The following is a 17,247-nucleotide window of genomic DNA, read 5'->3' on the forward strand; positions in this document are numbered from 1 at the left end:
TTCTGATTAGACCAGCCGTTGTACTGGCAAACTAATTATATTATAGTACAAAGTGTTAGTTTTGCATGGCAAAAGCCCGTGTTAGACTGGTCTAAGTCAGATAAATTGATCCCGGCAATCGGGCTTGTAGAAGGGGGTAACTTAGTGGCACCAGATTTTGAACAGTTAATGGAAGACTTGCGGACGGGAAAACGAGAAAATTTTAGCGTTGATCCGGACGACTTTATGGCGTTTCATGATGCCTATATGGGTTATGAGTATCGCAAACGAATCATTGGTATGGCGGAATTAGACGGCCATATTGTTTACCACTTTGACAAGGATGGTAAGGCTACCAATTAATCGCAATTGAATGAATGAAAGGGCTTGTATTTCAATTGGATAATTGCTATCATCAATACTAAGGGCTCTTGAGCAAATGTGTTGGCGGCAACTCGGTTTGACTCAGAACCAATTTAAATTTTACATCTTTGAAGGAGATCGAATAACTATGGAAAAGAAAGAATTTCACGTAATCGCAGATACAGGTATCCACGCACGTCCAGCTACTTTATTGGTACAATCAGCAAGTAAGTTCAACTCAGAAGTTACGTTGCAATACCAAGACAAGTCAGTTAACTTGAAGTCTATCATGGGTGTAATGTCACTCGGTGTTGGTAAAGATGCAGATGTTACGATTTCTGCTGAAGGTGCTGACGAAGCTGACGCAATTGCAGCTTTAACTGATACGATGAAGAAAGAAGGCTTATCTGAATAATGGCTGAAAAGGTACTAAAAGGAATTGCTGCCAGTGATGGGATTGCAATTGCTAAGGCCTATATGCTAGTTGATCCAGATTTGTCATTCGAAAAAACGACGGTTTCCGACATTGATGCCGAAATCCAACGGTTACATGATGCTTTTGATGCCTCTAAAGCTGAGCTAAAAGTCATTAAAGACAAAGCAACTCAGAGTTTAGGTGCCGAAGAAGCAGAAGTTTTTGAAGCTCATATCACAATTTTATCTGACCCTGAAATGTTAAGTCAAATTGAAGGTAAGATTAAGGATGATAAAGTCAATGCTGAAGAAGCTTTGAAGGAAGTTACTGATACTTTCATCGGCATGTTTGAAGCAATGACGGACAACGCATATATGCAAGAACGAGCTGGCGATATTCGCGATGTGACTAAGCGCGTTATGAGTCACTTGTTAGGGGTCACCCTACCAAGTCCTGCCTTAATCGATTCTGAAGTCGTCGTAATTGCCCATGATTTAACGCCTAGTGACACGGCGCAACTTGATCGTAAGTTCGTCAAAGGGTTCATCACCGATATTGGTGGTCGGACAAGTCACTCTGCGATTATGTCACGGACGCTTGAAATTCCAGCGGTAGTTGGTTCTGAATCTGCTACAACTGAAATTAAAGCGGGGACGACGATTATCCTTGATGGGATTAACGGGGAAGCTTTAGTAGCCCCAACCGATGCTGAAATCAGTGACTATCAACAAAAAGCCAAAGATTTCGCTGCCCAAAAGGTTGAATGGGAAAAGCTTAAGAATGAAGCGACCGTTTCAAAAGACGGTAAGCATTTTGAATTAGCTTCAAACATTGGGACGCCTGACGATATGGATGGTGTCTTGGAAGCCGGTTCTGAAGCAGTTGGTTTATTCCGATCAGAATTCTTGTACATGAACAGTGCGGAACTACCTGATGAAGATACGCAATTCGAAGCCTACAAAAAGGTTGTCGAAGGCATGCAAGGCAAGCCAGTGATTGTGCGGACCATGGATATCGGGGGCGACAAGCATTTACCTTACTTGCCACTTCCAGACGAAATGAACCCATTCTTGGGGTATCGGGCGATTCGGATTTCACTTGATCGTGACGATATTTTCCGGACGCAACTGCGGGCATTGCTACGGGCTTCACACTATGGTCAATTACGGATTATGTTCCCAATGATTGCGACCCTAGATGAATTCCGTCAAGCTAAAGCCATCTTTGAGGATGAAAAGGCGAAATTAGTCGCTGCCGGGACGCCAGTTGCTGATGATATCAAGCTTGGTATCATGATTGAAATTCCTGCTGCTGCTATTCTTGCTGACCAATTTGCTAAAGAAGTTGATTTCTTTAGTATTGGGACCAACGACTTAATCCAATATTCATTTGCTGCTGATCGTGGTAATGAACACGTCTCATACTTGTATCAACCATACAACCCATCGTTGTTACGGTTAATCAAGCATGTTATTGACGCGGCCCATGCCAATGGTCGGATTGCTGGGATGTGTGGTGAAGTTGCTGGAGACCAAATCGCGGTACCATTATTAATGGGCTTAGGTTTGGATGAATTCTCAATGAGTTCAACTTCAGTGCTGAAGACACGCTCATTGATGAAACGCATTGATACGACTGAAATGGCTAAATTAGCTGACAAAGCCGTTAACGAATGTGTGACCAATGAAGAAGTTAAAGCATTAGTTGAAAAGAACGTTTTTAATAAATAAGCGCTTCTTTAAACGGGTGGATCATCATGATCCATCTTTTTTTTACATAAAAATAGGGCATCCAGTGCTGGAATCCACAGGGAACTCTTAATTTATCTTAAGATTATTTGCAACTCTGATACTGAACCAATATAATTGTTATAATTAATTATCAAAAGTGATCGAGAATGCTCAATCAAATGGACTTAATGCCTGATTGAAGCAACGAAGACTAATTGGCAGCTTCAATTAGTTCTCGGAAATAAAGGGAGAATCTACGTGAATATCGGGATATTTACAGATACATACTATCCACAAGTTAGTGGGGTAGCAACGTCGATCAAGGTGCTGCGCAATCAACTTGAGCGGGCTGGTCATCAAGTGTATATCTTTACGACCACGGATCCCCATGTTGATAAAAATATCTATGAACGCAATATTTTTCGGTTTACGAGTATTCCGTTCGTGTCCTTTACGGATCGACGGATTGCTGTTCGTGGGTTGTTCAAAGCCTACCAAGTTGCGAAAGACTTAGGCTTAGATATTGTGCATACGCAAACTGAATTTTCGATGGGCATGATTGGTAAGTTTGTCGCGAAACAATTAAAGGTGCCATGCGTCCATACCTACCATACGATGTATGAGGACTATTTACACTATATCGCTAATGGCAAACTATTGAAGCCTTACCATGTTAAAGAGGCGACGCGGGCTTATTGTTACCATTTAAATGGCATTGTGGCGCCCAGTCAACGGGTCGCCAATACCTTAAAAAAATATGGCGTTAAAACACCGAGTCGGATTATTCCAACGGGTATTGATATTAATCAATATGAACAAGCGCCAACCGCTGATTATCGGCAAAAATTAGGCTATGCCGCCACAACACCGGTACTATTATCGTTAAGTCGGTTAGCCTATGAGAAGAATATCCATGAAGTTATTGCAGCCTTGCCAGCAGTATTAGAGCAAGTGCCAGCGGCACAATTAGTTATTGTGGGTGATGGCCCAGCACGTGAAACGTTGGAAAACCAAGTTAAAGCTACCAATCTGAGCGAGCATGTGCAGTTCACCGGTGAGATTGATAATGATGAAGTTTATAATTATTATCAAATGGCCGACTTATTTGTGGCGGCTTCAAATTCGGAGTCACAGGGGTTAACCTATATTGAAGCGATGGCAGCGGGACTTAAAATGGTAGTTACGAGTAGTCCATATACGGATCAACTGTTGGATGACCCTTCATTAGGGACGACGTTTACTAGTGAGTCGGCGTTAGTTCGAGATGTGGTCCGATATTTACAGCATCCACATGCATTTGATGATCCAAAACCACGCCAAAAAAAGCTTTACCAGATTTCAGCCGAGTATTTTGGCAAACAAGTAATTAATTACTATCAAGATGTTCAGTTGACCTATTCAGAATCAGCAGGGAAGTCAGCCGATATCAGTGACTAAGGGGACGAATTATGCTAAACATTACGATGTTTTCGAAAGCTGACTCAGTTAAAGGTCAAGGGGTCGGGAGTGCGTACCAAGAATTGATGCGGTTATTGCAGACTCATTGGCAGACCGAATTCAATCTCAAAGTTAATCGTTACGGTCGTTCGACGATTTCACATTATCATACGGTTAATCCGATGTTTTATTTGTCGACATTTATGCCCAACCGGGGACGTAAAATTGGTTATGTCCATTTTTTACCGGAAACGTTAACGGGGAGCTTAAAGTTGCCCAAGCCACTGCAAGCGATTTTTAACCGTTATTTGATTTCGTTTTATAAGCGCATGGATCATATCGTTGTCGTTAATCCGACGTTTATTCCGAAGCTGGAAGCCTACGATATTAAGCGGGCTGATGTGACCTATATTCCAAACTTTGTTAGTAAACGTGAGTTCTATGAAATGGCACAACCAAAACAAGTCAAGTTGCGCCAAGCCTATGGGTATGACCAAAATAAATTTATGATTTTGGGAACTGGTCAAATTCAAGACCGCAAAGGGGTACCGGATTTTATTAAGTTAGCGCGTCAAAATCCAGATATTCAATTTGTCTGGGCCGGGGGTTTTTCGTTCGGGCGGATTACGGATGGCTATCAAGAATTAAAAAAAGTAGTCGATAATCCACCGGCCAACTTGTCGTTTCCGGGTATTGTCGATCGAGAAAAATTAGTCGATTATTATAACATGGCGGATTTATTCCTCTTGCCATCGTATAATGAACTATTTCCCATGTCAGTGTTAGAAGCGTTTAGCTGCGGGACGCCCGTCTTATTACGGGACTTAGACTTATACCGGGCGATTATTGACGGTTATTATCAAGCTGCGGCGGATGTCGATGAGATGCAGCAGCAGATTTCACAACTACGTCAGAATCCGGCCGGCTTACAATTTCTACATGATAAGGCTGTCTTAGCGTCGGCGGATTATTCTGAACAGCGGTTAGCTAAAATCTGGCATGATTTTTACTTACAGCAGGCAAAAGAGGGGTAGCCATGACTAGAAAAAATGTGTGGTCTTTACTAGCCATGATTTTAATCGGGGTCGGCATTTCGTGGTATTCACTACGTAATGTCCAACTCAGCCATTTAATGGCCGACATCACCCAGTTAAACTGGTGGTGGCTATTGGTGGCACTAGGTTGTGTGGGGCTCTACTATGGCTTAGAAGCAGTCGTGGTGCAGAAGTTTGTTCGTCATCGGTACCGGCATTATTCTTTTAAGAGTGCATTGCGGGTTCCTTTAGCAGAACAGTTGTTTAATGGGATTACGCCGTTTTCATCCGGGGGCCAGCCGGCTCAAATTTTTGTGATGGCCCAATCCGGCATTGATGCGGGGCGCGCAAGTTCCGTGGCGTTAATGAAGTTCGTGGTGTTTCAAGCGATGGTCGTATTGAATTTCTTAGTTGCAATGTTGGTCGGTTTTCATTATCTAGCTGAAAAGTTAAGCTACTTATCGTTGTACGTGTTATTAGGCTTTTTGATTCATTTTGCTGTGATTGTTGGCTTGTTATTAGTGATGTATTGGTATAATTTCACTAAAAAAGCGGTCAAGATTGTTTTAATTCCGGTTGGCTGGTTCATGCATGGCGACCGTTTTACCCGGTTACAAACAACAATCAGTGAAAAAATTGATTCGTTTTATGAAGAAAGTGTCCGCATGACTAAGGATTGGCGAATGTTAGTGGAAATTTCGCTGATTACGTTCTTTCAACTATTGTTTTACTATATGATTCCGTATTTTATTATGCGGGCCATGGGATATCATGGCATTAATATTATTATGGTCACTAGTTTGAACGTGTTGATTTTCTTAGTGACGTCGCTATTTCCAATTCCTGGGGGCGCTGGGGGTGCTGAGTTTGGGTTTACCGAGCTGTTTGCGAAGTTTATTCCTAGTCATAGTAAATTAATTTTGGCCATGCTCATTTGGCGGATTTTAACTTATTATCTAGGCTTATTCCTAGGGATGTTTGCGATGGCGATGCGCCCAGAAAAAGCGGAAGAAATAAAAGATAGACCGAATGAGTAAGGATGAAGCGCTAGCGACTTGCCGGCGCTTTTTGTTGATTAAAGGGGAATAAGTATGTTGAAGTTAAAAAAACACCAACGGGTACGTGTTTGGTTAATGTTAGGGTTAGGATTGAGTGGTGTGGGGCTAATTACCCAGCCAGTTCACGCTCAGAAAAACCAAGCGGATGCGGTTAAGGCGGCGTATATTGTTGATGCCAATTCTGGTCAGGCGGTCTACGCACAAAATGCAGATCAAAAGTTACCGATTGCGTCATTGAGTAAACTGATGACCTTATATTTAGTTGAACAGGCAGTCAAACAAGGCAAAATCAATTGGACGGATAATGTGCCAATCAGTAAACAGGTGCGTAAGATGGCGAGCAGTGCCACGTTATCCACGATGCCGATGGCGGCTAATGAGCGTTTTACCGTTAAAGAACTCGTTGCCGCAACTTTGGTGGGTTCGTCCAATAGCAGTGCGATTGCGTTGGGTGAATATTTAGGTGGTAGTAATGCTAAATTCATCCAATTAATGAATCAACAGGCCCAAAAATGGCATTTAGCGGCTAATTTTGTGAGTGCATCTGGATTAGATAATACGGATTTAACGACGTATCATTATAATTTGCCGGGGACGAGTGATCAGGCCCAGAATATGGTTTCAGCGCGTGCAATTACGACGATTGCGCGGCATTTGATCAATGAATTTCCAAGTATTGTACAGGTTTCTAACCAGAGTGCGGTTAAAGTCCATAAATATCGGGTTCCAACGTCAGTTCTAATCTTAAAGGGGCAATCCTACTATGATGGGCGCGTGCCTGTAGATGGCCTTAAAACAGGGTATACGGCGCAAGCTGGTGGATGCTTAGTGGCGACGTTCCACCAAAATGGTCGGCGGATGATTGCGACCACGTTAGGGTCCACTTGGAAATTTACTGCGAATAATAACTTGCGGCTCAAGCTAAAACAGCAGGAACAGTATCGCACGGTGGTCCCCAAAACACTCGATTATCAGATTCCAGGGACCCAAACAACGGTCAAATTAGTAGCGCAATCGGATGGTCATCGTTGGACGAATCAGCAACAGCCCATTCAAAAAACAACGGTGGCAGTTTGGCCGATGCACCGTGACCGGCCTAATTATTTAGCCGCCCATACGACGGTGATGAAAGTTCAGTTAACGGATCCATTATCGGGGGCAACCAGTACGGTGAAGTATCAAACACCGCAAGCCGTGACCTTGTTAGGACCGATTCAATGGGCGACGACCGACAATGCTAAGCCAATCTTAAATTTGGATACCGCATTTGCCATGAACGAATAAAAAATAACGTTGTCATCAAATTTTGGCGATGAAAAAACGAGCTGGGGAGTTAGTTCCCGAGCTCGTTTTTAGATTGTCGTGAGTTAAGCAGTTTGGTTAGCGGAATCTTGCATGTAGGCGGTTAGTCGCGCCATTGCTTTTTGCAATTTTTCCATACTAGCAGCATAACTCAGCCGGACGTAACCTTCACCCTGAGCACCAAAACCAGTCCCAGGAATAATAGCTAACTTATTTTTACGTGCTAGGTCTTTGCAAAAGGCCATCGCATTTTGATTAAAGCCGGCTGGGATTTTAGCAAAGATATAAAAGGCACCTGTTGGTCGGGCAATTTTGAAACCTAAGTCGGCCATTGTCTTGTAAACAAAGTCACGGCGCGCTTGATATTCGGTCCGCATTGGGAGCGCGTCATCCATGCCGTTAGTTAGAGCTTCAATCCCGGCTTTTTGGGCAATCGTGGTGGCAGCAGTCACGTAATATTGATGGACTTTCTTCATTTGGTCGGTCATTTCTTTCGACGCAAACAAGAAGCCAATCCGCCACCCAGTCATCGCATGTGATTTTGATAACCCATTAATTAAAATAACTTCATCCGGAATGTATTTTGCGATTGAAACGTGGGTACTCCCATAAGTTAATTCACTATACACTTCGTCGGAAACAACCCAGAGGTTATGGCGTTTGAAACAAGCTGCTAACGCTTTAATTTCGTCTTCAATATATGTCACACCGGTAGGATTATTTGGATAATTCATAATAATGCCTTTGAAGTGCTCATTAGGGTGTGCTGCGATAAAGTCATCGACTAATTTAGGTGTAATCACAAAGTCGTTGATCCCAGTATCCATAAATAGAGGGGTTGCCCGGGCTTCTTGAATGATTGGAATATAAGCCGGGAAGATTGGTGAAGGGACGATAATCGCATCGCCAGGGTTACAAATGGTGGTTAATGCCGTGGCAATGGCTTCAGTCGCGCCTACTGTGACCAAGACTTGGTCGGCAGCATTATAATGTAGCCCGTATTTTTTCGCTTGGAAATTAGCGGCGGCTTCACGTAGTTCTAGTAAGCCAGCCATCCCAGTATAGTGTGAAAAATTATCATCAATCGCTTTTTTTGCTGCGTCTTTCACGTGTTGGGGGGTGTTAAAATCGGGTTCCCCTAAAGTTAATTTAACCATATCAGGAATAGCACTGACTTCCTCGTCAAATTGGCGAATGGTGGATACTTGAATTTGAGCAATGGTATCGTTGAGATCATCTCTAAACAATGTCATGAACAAGACTCCTTTGTTTTATAAATTGTTTTAAGTTTATCACATCTTCACAAGGACAAACGGTTGCTTTGCGGTATAATTAAATGTGATAATTTGCTTTGAAACGGGGCTACTCACTAAAAAGACGTGCCATTGGTCTCATTTTTTGCTAGAATAAAAACAAAACTTAAGGAGCGAGATTATAATAATGGAAAAATCTGAATTATCAGCAATTCTCAAACGACTAGAAGCAATGCGGACCTCGGAAGCTACGGAAGTTCAATCACGACGGTTCGAAAAGGAAGGTGTTGAACGCGGTCAGGTTGCCTATGACCCAGCAACATCAACGTACACGCTCCAAGAAGTTAATCCTGATCAAACGTTCGAATTCGATAACATCGACTTAGTTGCGATTGAACTATATGACTTGTTAACCGATAATTAACATTTCCGCCAATTAGATATTTTAAAAGACTGATCCATATTATGCGTTGAATAGTGAAGAATTGTTGAAGAAATCTTCAAGATATTGCTAACTAGCCCTCAACCGTTATAATATGGATTTGTTAATAGCAATGACGGAGGAATTATGATGCCCAAATTTATAAAAAACACGGTTGGAAAGGTCAATACAACCCTTGGCTTCTTTATCCTAACAGTGGTCTTATTTTGGCTAAAGACGTATATCGCCTATCAAACTGAGTTTACGCTTGGGGTTAAAGGTCCCGTGCAACAATTTATTTTGATTCTTAACCCGTTTCCAACAGCGATTGTACTGTTGGGGGTGGCGTTATACTTTAGAGGTCGCTTAAAATATTGGATGATGATGATCATCGATGCCTTACAGACAACCTGGTTGTTTGCCAATATTTTGTATTACCGTGAGTTTTCTGATTTTATGTCAGCTGGTGTAATCAAGAGTTCAGGGGCTTCAAGCACTAATCTTGGCACCAGTTTAAGCCAGATTATCCGTGGCACCGACTTCTTAGTTTATGCCGATGTCGTGATACTCATTTTATTATTAGTATTTAAGGTAATTCGGATTGATCCTCGGCCGTTCAAGCTTCGTTATGCTGCAACGCTAACGATGATTGGGGTCGCTTTGTTTGCAGTTGATTTGGGGATGTCAGAGCATGACCGTTCTGATTTACTAACCCGGACTTTTGATAATAATTACATCGTGAAGTATTTAGGGTTAAATACTTACGCGGGTTACAGCTTTTATCAGACTGAAAAAGAAAGTGCCACGCGAGCTCAGGCTAGCAGTAGTGATATGAAGAGTGTGCTAGCTTATCTAAAGAAGAACCAGGCTAGTGAGAATATCAAGTACTTTGGTAAGGCTAAAGGTAAGAACGTCTTTGTGATTCATTTGGAGAGTTTCCAGCAATTTTTAATTGATTATAAGGTCGATGGTAAAGAAGTAACACCGAACTTAAACAAGTTCTATCATAATAAGAACACGTTGAGTTTTGATAACTTTTATCACCAAGTGGCCCAGGGGAAGACTTCAGATGCTGAAATGATGATGGAAAACTCCTTGTTTGGGTTACCAACTGGTTCGGCAATGACACAATATGGGACGTCGAACACCTTTCAAGCAGCGCCAGCAATTTTAGCGCAAAAAGGGTATACGACGGCGGCCTTTCATGGGGATGTCGCCAGTTTCTGGAATCGAGACAATGCCTACAAATCATGGGGATATGATTACTTCTTCTATTCATCGTATTATAAAGAGAAGGCGAGTTATAACATTGGTTATGGGTTGAAGGACAAAATCTTCTTAAAAGATTCAGTGAAGTATTTGGAACAACTCCCGCAACCATTCTATGCGAAGCTGATTACGTTGACTAACCATTATCCGTATACACTAGATAAGCAAAATCAATCCATTGATAAGACGACGACTGGTGATTCTACCGTCGATGGCTATGTGCAAACCGCACACTATTTAGATCAAGCTTTTGCTGAATTCATTAGTTATTTGAAGAAGGCCGGCTTATATAAGAATAGTATGATTGTGTTGTACGGAGACCATTACGGGATTTCAAATAATCATCGTGCGGCAATTGCCCAGCTATTGGGTAAGAAATCCGTCAATAACTTTGATTTAGCACAATTCCAGAAAGTGCCGTTTATGATTCATGCGGATGGAATTGAGGGTGGGGTTAACCATACCTATGGTGGCGAAATCGATGCGTTGCCAACCATCTTTGATTTATTAGGGATTAAGAATAAAGGGTACATTCAGTTTGGGACTGACTTACTGTCGAAACAACATGATCAAACGGTTGCCTTTAGAAATGGTGATTTTGTATCACCAACTTATACGAAGCTCGGGGGTACGGTCTATGACACTAAGACTGGTGAACAGTTGAAGAACATGACCAACACCCAAAAGCAGACGGTCAAACAGATGCAGAACCATGTAACAACGGAACTGTCCTTGTCTGATCGGGTTATTCAAGGTGATTTATTGCGTTTCTATACGCCGAAGGGCTTTAAGAAAGTCAATAAATCCAACTACAGCTATAAGATTACGAAGACTTTGAAATCGTTGAAGGAACTTCAAGCTGAGAAGCAGACGAGTGTTTTGTCGAAGAATAAAGGCAAGTCAACGGTTGATCTGTATAAGACGGATGCACCAGAACTATCTAGTTCCAGTGCTGATTCGAGTTCGGAGTCAAGCTCAAGTAACTAGTTGCTCAAAGAGATGTCGTTTATGCGACATCTCTTTTTGTGTTTACTGGGGGCTTTGGAGTCTGAAAATGTGGCTTGAAGTTTGGCAACATTCGCCGTAATATAGAATATATTGTCATGGCTAAGGACTTTTAAACTTTTTTCGCAATTAATTAGAGAAAAAGGCTTGACCCGAGTCGTAATTATTGATATTATATTTCTTGTCGTTAAGAACGACATGCAACAATACTCATTATTTTGAATATATCGAGTCGGTTTAACCGTTATCTTGAATGTTTATTCAAAATAAGTTATAAAAAGTTGTTGACATGTTCTTCTGATGATGATAAACTTTAGTAGTTGTGTTGAGGTAATCAACCAACAAATTAGACCTTTGAAAACTGAACAAAGTTTCGACAAATCAAATGTGTAGGGTCTATCAATTCTTGAATTGGTAGCAAACATTTGCGAAGTCAATTCGTAAACAAACAATTTTTAAATCAAGTACTAAATGAGCTTTTTTAGAACTCATCATTAATTTGAGAGTTTGATCCTGGCTCAGGATGAACGCTGGCGGCGTGCCTAATACATGCAAGTCGAACGAACTCTGGTTGTTGAATGACGGTGCTTGCACCTGAGTGATATAACATTTGAGTGAGTGGCGAACTGGTGAGTAACACGTGGGAAACCTGCCCAGAAGTGGGGGATAACACCTGGAAACAGATGCTAATACCGCATAACAACTCGGACCGCATGGTCTGAGTTTGAAAGATGGCTTCGGCTATCACTTTTGGATGGTCCCGCGGCGTATTAGCTAGATGGTGGGGTAACGGCTCACCATGGCAATGATACGTAGCCGACCTGAGAGGGTAATCGGCCACATTGGGACTGAGACACGGCCCAAACTCCTACGGGAGGCAGCAGTAGGGAATCTTCCACAATGGACGAAAGTCTGATGGAGCAACGCCGCGTGAGTGAAGAAGGGTTTCGGCTCGTAAAACTCTGTTGTTAAAGAAGAACATATCTGAGAGTAACTGTTCAGGTATTGACGGTATTTAACCAGAAAGCCACGGCTAACTACGTGCCAGCAGCCGCGGTAATACGTAGGTGGCAAGCGTTATCCGGATTTATTGGGCGTAAAGCGAGCGCAGGCGGTTTTTTAAGTCTGATGTGAAAGCCTTCGGCTCAACCGAAGAAGTGCATCGGAAACTGGGAAACTTGAGTGCAGAAGAGGACAGTGGAACTCCATGTGTAGCGGTGAAATGCGTAGATATATGGAAGAACACCAGTGGCGAAGGCGGCTGTCTGGTCTGTAACTGACGCTGAGGCTCGAAAGTATGGGTAGCAAACAGGATTAGATACCCTGGTAGTCCATACCGTAAACGATGAATGCTAAGTGTTGGAGGGTTTCCGCCCTTCAGTGCTGCAGCTAACGCATTAAGCATTCCGCCTGGGGAGTACGGTCGCAAGACTGAAACTCAAAGGAATTGACGGGGGCCCGCACAAGCGGTGGAGCATGTGGTTTAATTCGAAGCTACGCGAAGAACCTTACCAGGTCTTGACATACTATGCAAATCTAAGAGATTAGACGTTCCCTTCGGGGACATGGATACAGGTGGTGCATGGTTGTCGTCAGCTCGTGTCGTGAGATGTTGGGTTAAGTCCCGCAACGAGCGCAACCCTTATTATCAGTTGCCAGCATTAAGTTGGGCACTCTGGTGAGACTGCCGGTGACAAACCGGAGGAAGGTGGGGATGACGTCAAATCATCATGCCCCTTATGACCTGGGCTACACACGTGCTACAATGGATGGTACAACGAGTTGCGAACTCGCGAGAGCAAGCTAATCTCTTAAAGCCATTCTCAGTTCGGATTGTAGGCTGCAACTCGCCTACATGAAGTCGGAATCGCTAGTAATCGCGGATCAGCATGCCGCGGTGAATACGTTCCCGGGCCTTGTACACACCGCCCGTCACACCATGAGAGTTTGTAACACCCAAAGTCGGTGGGGTAACCTTCGGGAGCCAACCGCCTAAGGTGGGACAGATGATTAGGGTGAAGTCGTAACAAGGTAGCCGTAGGAGAACCTGCGGCTGGATCACCTCCTTTCTAAGGAATATTACGGAAACCTTACACATGATTGTTGAAACTTTGTTTAGTTTTGAGAGGTCTAACTCTCAATTTAATAACGCTTTTGGGCCTATAGCTCAGTTGGTGAGAGCGCACGCCTGATAAGCGTGAGGTCGATGGTTCAAGTCCATTTAGGCCCATCGAGGATTTTTTGTCCTTGCATCACTATGGGGAATTAGCTCAGCTGGGAGAGCACCTGCTTTGCAAGCAGGAGGTCAACGGTTCGATCCCGTTATTCTCCATTGACAACATTGGTTGTCAATGAAACTTGTTCTTTGAAAACTAGATAATATCAAATATAATTTTTCATAATTAAACCGAGAACACCGCGTTTTTTGAGTTTTTTAAAGAAGTTTTAAATCGCTAAACTCATTAATCGCATTTTCCGTTAGGAAAATGAGGTTAAGTTAACAAGGGCGCATGGTGAATGCCTTGGCACTAGGAGCCGATGAAGGACGGGACTAACACCGATATGCTTCGGGGAGCTGTACGTAAGCTATGATCCGGAGATTTCCGAATGGGGCAACCCAGCAGTTTTAATCAACTGTTACCGCTAGATGAATACATAGTCTAGTCGGAGGTAAACGCTGTGAACTGAAACATCTCATTAGCAGCAGGAATATAAAGAAATTTCGATTCCCTAAGTAGCGGCGAGCGAACGGGGAACAGCCCAAACCAGAGAGCTTGCTCTTTGGGGTTGTAGGACTGAACATTTGAGTTACCAAAACGTTTGATAGTCGAAGGATTTGGGAAAATCCGCCATAGATGGTGATAGCCCAGTAGATTAAATTAAACGTTCTCAGTTCAGGATCCTGAGTACGGCGGAACACGTGAAATTCCGTCGGAATCCGGGAGGACCATCTCCCAAGGCTAAATACTCCCTAGTGACCGATAGTGAACCAGTACCGTGAGGGAAAGGTGAAAAGCACCCCGGAAGGGGAGTGAAATAGTTCCTGAAACCATGTGCCTACAATAAGTCAGAGCGCGTTAATGCGTGATGGCGTGCCTTTTGTAGAATGAACCGGCGAGTTACGATCCCGTGCAAGGTTAAGACTTAAAAGTCGGAGCCGTAGCGAAAGCGAGTCTGAAATGGGCGTTTTTAGTACGAGGTTGTAGACCCGAAACCAGGTGACCTATCCATGTCCAGGTTGAAGGTGCGGTAAAACGCACTGGAGGACCGAACCCGTGTAAGTTGAAAATTGCTGGGATGAGGTGTGGATAGCGGTGAAATTCCAATCGAACTTGGAGATAGCTGGTTCTCTCCGAAATAGCTTTAGGGCTAGCCTCGGATGAAGGATCATGGAGGTAGAGCACTATTTGGACTAGGGGCCCGTCTTGGGTTACTGAATTCAGATAAACTCCGAATGCCATTGATTCATATCCGGGAGTCAGACGATGAGTGATAAGATCCACCGTCGAAAGGGGAACAGCCCAGATCACCAGTTAAGGTCCCTAAATGTATACTAAGTGGAAAAGGATGTGGAGTTGCACAGACAACTAGGATGTTGGCTCAGAAGCAGCCACCATTTAAAGAGTGCGTAATAGCTCACTAGTCGAGTGATTCTGCGCCGAAAATGTACCGGGGCTAAGTATACTACCGAAACTGTGGATGTGACCATTAGGTCACGTGATAGGAGAGCGTTCTAAGGGCGGTGAAGCAAGATCGTGAGGACTTGTGGAGCGCTTAGAAGTGAGAATGCCGGTATGAGTAGCGAAAGATGGGTGAGAATCCCATCCACCGAATGACTAAGGTTTCCTGGGGAAGGCTCGTCCTCCCAGGGTTAGTCGGGACCTAAGTCGAGGCCGAGAGGCGTAGACGATGGATAACAGATTGATATTTCTGTACTAGTTAAATGCGTTTGAACGATGGAGGGACGCAGTAGGCTAAGATGTGCATCCTGTTGGATTAGGATGTCCAAGCAACAAGTCTTTTGATGAGTCAAATGCTTATCAATTTAAGGACAAGTTGTGATGGGGAGCGAAATTTAGTAGCGAAGCGTCTGATGTCACACTGCCGAGAAAAGCTTCTAGTGAGTATTTAACTACCCGTACCGCAAACCAACACAGGTAGTCGAGGAGAGAATCCTAAGGTGAGCGAGTGAACTCTCGTTAAGGAACTCGGCAAAATGACCCCGTAACTTCGGGAGAAGGGGTGCTGATCGCAAGATCAGCCGCAGTGAATAGGCCCAGGCGACTGTTTATCAAAAACACAGGTCTCTGCAAAATCGTAAGATGACGTATAGGGGCTGACGCCTGCCCGGTGCTGGAAGGTTAAAAGGATGGGTTAGCTTCGGCGAAGCTCAGAATTGAAGCCCCAGTAAACGGCGGCCGTAACTATAACGGTCCTAAGGTAGCGAAATTCCTTGTCGGGTAAGTTCCGACCCGCACGAAAGGCGTAACGATCTGGGCACTGTCTCAACGAGAGACTCGGTGAAATTATATTGTCCGTGAAGATGCGGACTACCCGCGACAGGACGGAAAGACCCCATGGAGCTTTACTGTAGCTTGATATTGAGTGTTTGTACAGCTTGTACAGGATAGGTAGGAGCCATAGAAACCGGAACGCTAGTTTCGGTGGAGGCGTTGGTGGGATACTACCCTCGCTGTATGACCACTCTAACCCACACCACTTAGCGTGGTGGGAGACAGTGTCAGGTGGGCAGTTTGACTGGGGCGGTCGCCTCCTAAAGAGTAACGGAGGCGCCCAAAGGTTCCCTCAGAATGGTTGGAAATCATTCGCAGAGTGTAAAGGCACAAGGGAGCTTGACTGCGAGACAGACAGGTCGAGCAGGGACGAAAGTCGGGCTTAGTGATCCGGTGGTACCGTATGGAAGGGCCATCGCTCAACGGATAAAAGCTACCCTGGGGATAACAGGCTTATCTCCCCCAAGAGTCCACATCGACGGGGAGGTTTGGCACCTCGATGTCGGCTCATCGCATCCTGGGGCTGTAGTCGGTCCCAAGGGTTGGGCTGTTCGCCCATTAAAGCGGTACGCGAGCTGGGTTCAGAACGTCGTGAGACAGTTCGGTCCCTATCCGTCGCGGGCGTAGGAAATTTGAGAGGATCTGTCCTTAGTACGAGAGGACCGGGATGGACATACCTCTGGTGTACCAGTTGTGCCGCCAGGCGCATCGCTGGGTAGCTACGTATGGATGTGATAAACGCTGAAAGCATCTAAGTGTGAAACACACCTCGAGATGAGATTTCCCATTCCTTTATGGAAGTAAGACCCCTGAAAGATGATCAGGTAGATAGGTTAGAAGTGGTAGCACGGTGACGTGTGAAGCGGACTAATACTAATCGGTCGAGGACTTAACCAAGTAATTGGTGTTCCGGTAAGATGAAAAATACAATTTGATATTAGCTAGTTTTGAGAGCACAAGTTTCTCAATAGTGTGGCGACGATGGCAAGAAGGATACACCTGTTCCCATGTCGAACACAGAAGTTAAGCTTCTTAGCGCCGAGAGTAGTTGGGGGATCGCTCCCTGCGAGGGTAGGACGTTGCCATGCAATATTCCGACATAGCTCAGTTGGTAGAGCGCTTGACTGTTAATCAAGATGTCGACGGTTCGAGCCCGCCTGTCGGAGTTATCTACGTAAGCCATGGAGAGTTGTCCGAGTGGCTGAAGGAGCAGCATTGGAAATGCTGTAAACGGGTTATACCTGTTTCAAGGGTTCGAATCCCTTACTCTCCGTTAGTTAGATATAGTAAATATGACCCCTTGGTCAAGTGGTTTAAGACACTGCCCTTTCACGGCAGTAACATGGGTTCGAATCCCGTAGGGGTCATCATGGAGGATTAGCTCAGTTGGGAGAGCGTCTGCCTTACAAGCAGAGGGTCACAGGTTCGAGCCCTGTATCCTCCATTTAATGGCTTAGGCCGTTAGAA

General features: G+C 44.2%; 10 protein-coding genes, 6 tRNA genes and 3 rRNA genes. 18 read left to right on the forward strand and 1 reads right to left on the reverse strand.

From position 1 onward, the window contains the following. Positions 1-144: 144 nt before the first annotated feature. The 7 genes from C5Z25_RS11110 (at position 145) to C5Z25_RS11140 (ending at position 7,300) form a co-directional block, all read left to right on the forward strand. Entirely contained in the window at positions 145-342 is a 198-nt protein-coding gene (locus tag C5Z25_RS11110) for a protein YkzS (RefSeq protein ID WP_105448162.1), read from the forward strand. 148 nt (positions 343-490) lie between these two features. After that, entirely contained in the window at positions 491-757 is a 267-nt protein-coding gene (locus C5Z25_RS11115) for a phosphocarrier protein HPr (RefSeq protein ID WP_105448163.1), read from the forward strand. Next, entirely contained in the window at positions 757-2,487 is a 1,731-nt protein-coding gene (gene ptsP / locus C5Z25_RS11120; RefSeq protein WP_105452646.1) for a phosphoenolpyruvate--protein phosphotransferase, read from the forward strand. The genes C5Z25_RS11115 and ptsP overlap by 1 nt, the downstream gene beginning before the upstream one ends. 258 nt (positions 2,488-2,745) lie before the next feature. Continuing rightward, on the forward strand, positions 2,746-3,924 hold the full coding sequence (locus C5Z25_RS11125; RefSeq protein ID WP_105452647.1) for a glycosyltransferase family 4 protein: 1,179 nt from the start codon (positions 2,746-2,748) through the stop codon (positions 3,922-3,924). Positions 3,925-3,935: 11 nt separating this feature from the next. Next, positions 3,936-4,958, forward strand: coding sequence for a glycosyltransferase family 4 protein (locus tag C5Z25_RS11130; RefSeq protein ID WP_105452648.1), 1,023 nt, complete (start codon positions 3,936-3,938; stop codon positions 4,956-4,958). A 2-nt stretch (positions 4,959-4,960) separates the two neighbouring features. After that, the gene (locus C5Z25_RS11135) at positions 4,961-5,995 is read left to right on the forward strand and encodes a lysylphosphatidylglycerol synthase transmembrane domain-containing protein (RefSeq protein ID WP_105452649.1); all 1,035 of its coding nucleotides are present in this window, start codon (positions 4,961-4,963) and stop codon (positions 5,993-5,995) included. A 54-nt stretch (positions 5,996-6,049) separates the two neighbouring features. Further along, entirely contained in the window at positions 6,050-7,300 is a 1,251-nt protein-coding gene (locus tag C5Z25_RS11140; RefSeq protein WP_105452650.1) for a D-alanyl-D-alanine carboxypeptidase family protein, read from the forward strand. Positions 7,301-7,383: 83 nt separating this feature from the next. Here the strand turns inward: C5Z25_RS11140 and C5Z25_RS11145 are convergent, their stop codons facing one another. Further along, the gene (locus C5Z25_RS11145; protein ID WP_105452651.1) at positions 7,384-8,571 is read right to left on the reverse strand and encodes a pyridoxal phosphate-dependent aminotransferase; all 1,188 of its coding nucleotides are present in this window, start codon (positions 8,569-8,571) and stop codon (positions 7,384-7,386) included. Between the two features lie 187 nt (positions 8,572-8,758). On the opposite strand from C5Z25_RS11145, the gene C5Z25_RS11150 reads away from it, so the two are divergent. From C5Z25_RS11150 to C5Z25_RS11200, 11 genes are all read left to right on the forward strand, one after another. Continuing rightward, positions 8,759-8,995, forward strand: coding sequence for a YkuJ family protein (locus C5Z25_RS11150; RefSeq protein ID WP_105452652.1), 237 nt, complete (start codon positions 8,759-8,761; stop codon positions 8,993-8,995). A 147-nt stretch (positions 8,996-9,142) separates the two neighbouring features. After that, on the forward strand, positions 9,143-11,248 hold the full coding sequence (locus C5Z25_RS11155) for an LTA synthase family protein (protein WP_105452653.1): 2,106 nt from the start codon (positions 9,143-9,145) through the stop codon (positions 11,246-11,248). Positions 11,249-11,761: 513 nt separating this feature from the next. Beyond that, a 16S ribosomal RNA gene (locus C5Z25_RS11160) occupies positions 11,762-13,335 on the forward strand. An 87-nt stretch (positions 13,336-13,422) separates the two neighbouring features. After that, positions 13,423-13,496, forward strand: a tRNA-Ile gene (locus tag C5Z25_RS11165). Between the two features lie 29 nt (positions 13,497-13,525). Continuing rightward, positions 13,526-13,598, forward strand: a tRNA-Ala gene (locus C5Z25_RS11170). A gap of 158 nt (positions 13,599-13,756) precedes the next feature. After that, positions 13,757-16,677 (forward strand): 23S ribosomal RNA (locus tag C5Z25_RS11175). A gap of 74 nt (positions 16,678-16,751) precedes the next feature. Then, a 5S ribosomal RNA gene (rrf, locus tag C5Z25_RS11180) occupies positions 16,752-16,868 on the forward strand. The 16S, 23S and 5S rRNA genes sit together here with 6 tRNA genes alongside, the layout of an rRNA operon. A gap of 5 nt (positions 16,869-16,873) precedes the next feature. Further along, positions 16,874-16,946, forward strand: a tRNA-Asn gene (locus tag C5Z25_RS11185). A gap of 17 nt (positions 16,947-16,963) precedes the next feature. After that, a tRNA-Ser gene (locus C5Z25_RS11190) sits at positions 16,964-17,053 on the forward strand. Between the two features lie 21 nt (positions 17,054-17,074). Next, positions 17,075-17,147: transfer RNA gene (locus tag C5Z25_RS11195), tRNA-Glu, on the forward strand. Between the two features lie 4 nt (positions 17,148-17,151). Next, positions 17,152-17,224: transfer RNA gene (locus C5Z25_RS11200), tRNA-Val, on the forward strand. Positions 17,225-17,247: the final 23 nt, after the last annotated feature.

It is taken from the genome of Lactobacillus sp. CBA3605, from assembly GCF_002970915.1.
Taxonomy (GTDB): Bacteria; Bacillota; Bacilli; order Lactobacillales; family Lactobacillaceae; genus Lactiplantibacillus.

Bases quoted from the DNA above. Each gene is read 5' to 3' on its own strand.
- C5Z25_RS11115 (WP_105448163.1), top strand. From the start codon at position 491: ATGGAAAAGAAAGAATTTCACGTAATCGCAGATACAGGTATCCACGCA.
- ptsP (WP_105452646.1), top strand. From the start codon at position 757: ATGGCTGAAAAGGTACTAAAAGGAATTGCTGCCAGTGATGGGATTGCA.
- C5Z25_RS11130 (WP_105452648.1), top strand. From the start codon at position 3,936: ATGCTAAACATTACGATGTTTTCGAAAGCTGACTCAGTTAAAGGTCAA.
- C5Z25_RS11135 (WP_105452649.1), top strand. From the start codon at position 4,961: ATGACTAGAAAAAATGTGTGGTCTTTACTAGCCATGATTTTAATCGGG.
- C5Z25_RS11140 (WP_105452650.1), top strand. From the start codon at position 6,050: ATGTTGAAGTTAAAAAAACACCAACGGGTACGTGTTTGGTTAATGTTA.
- C5Z25_RS11145 (WP_105452651.1), bottom strand. From the start codon at position 8,571: ATGACATTGTTTAGAGATGATCTCAACGATACCATTGCTCAAATTCAA.
- C5Z25_RS11150 (WP_105452652.1), top strand. From the start codon at position 8,759: ATGGAAAAATCTGAATTATCAGCAATTCTCAAACGACTAGAAGCAATG.
- C5Z25_RS11155 (WP_105452653.1), top strand. From the start codon at position 9,143: ATGCCCAAATTTATAAAAAACACGGTTGGAAAGGTCAATACAACCCTT.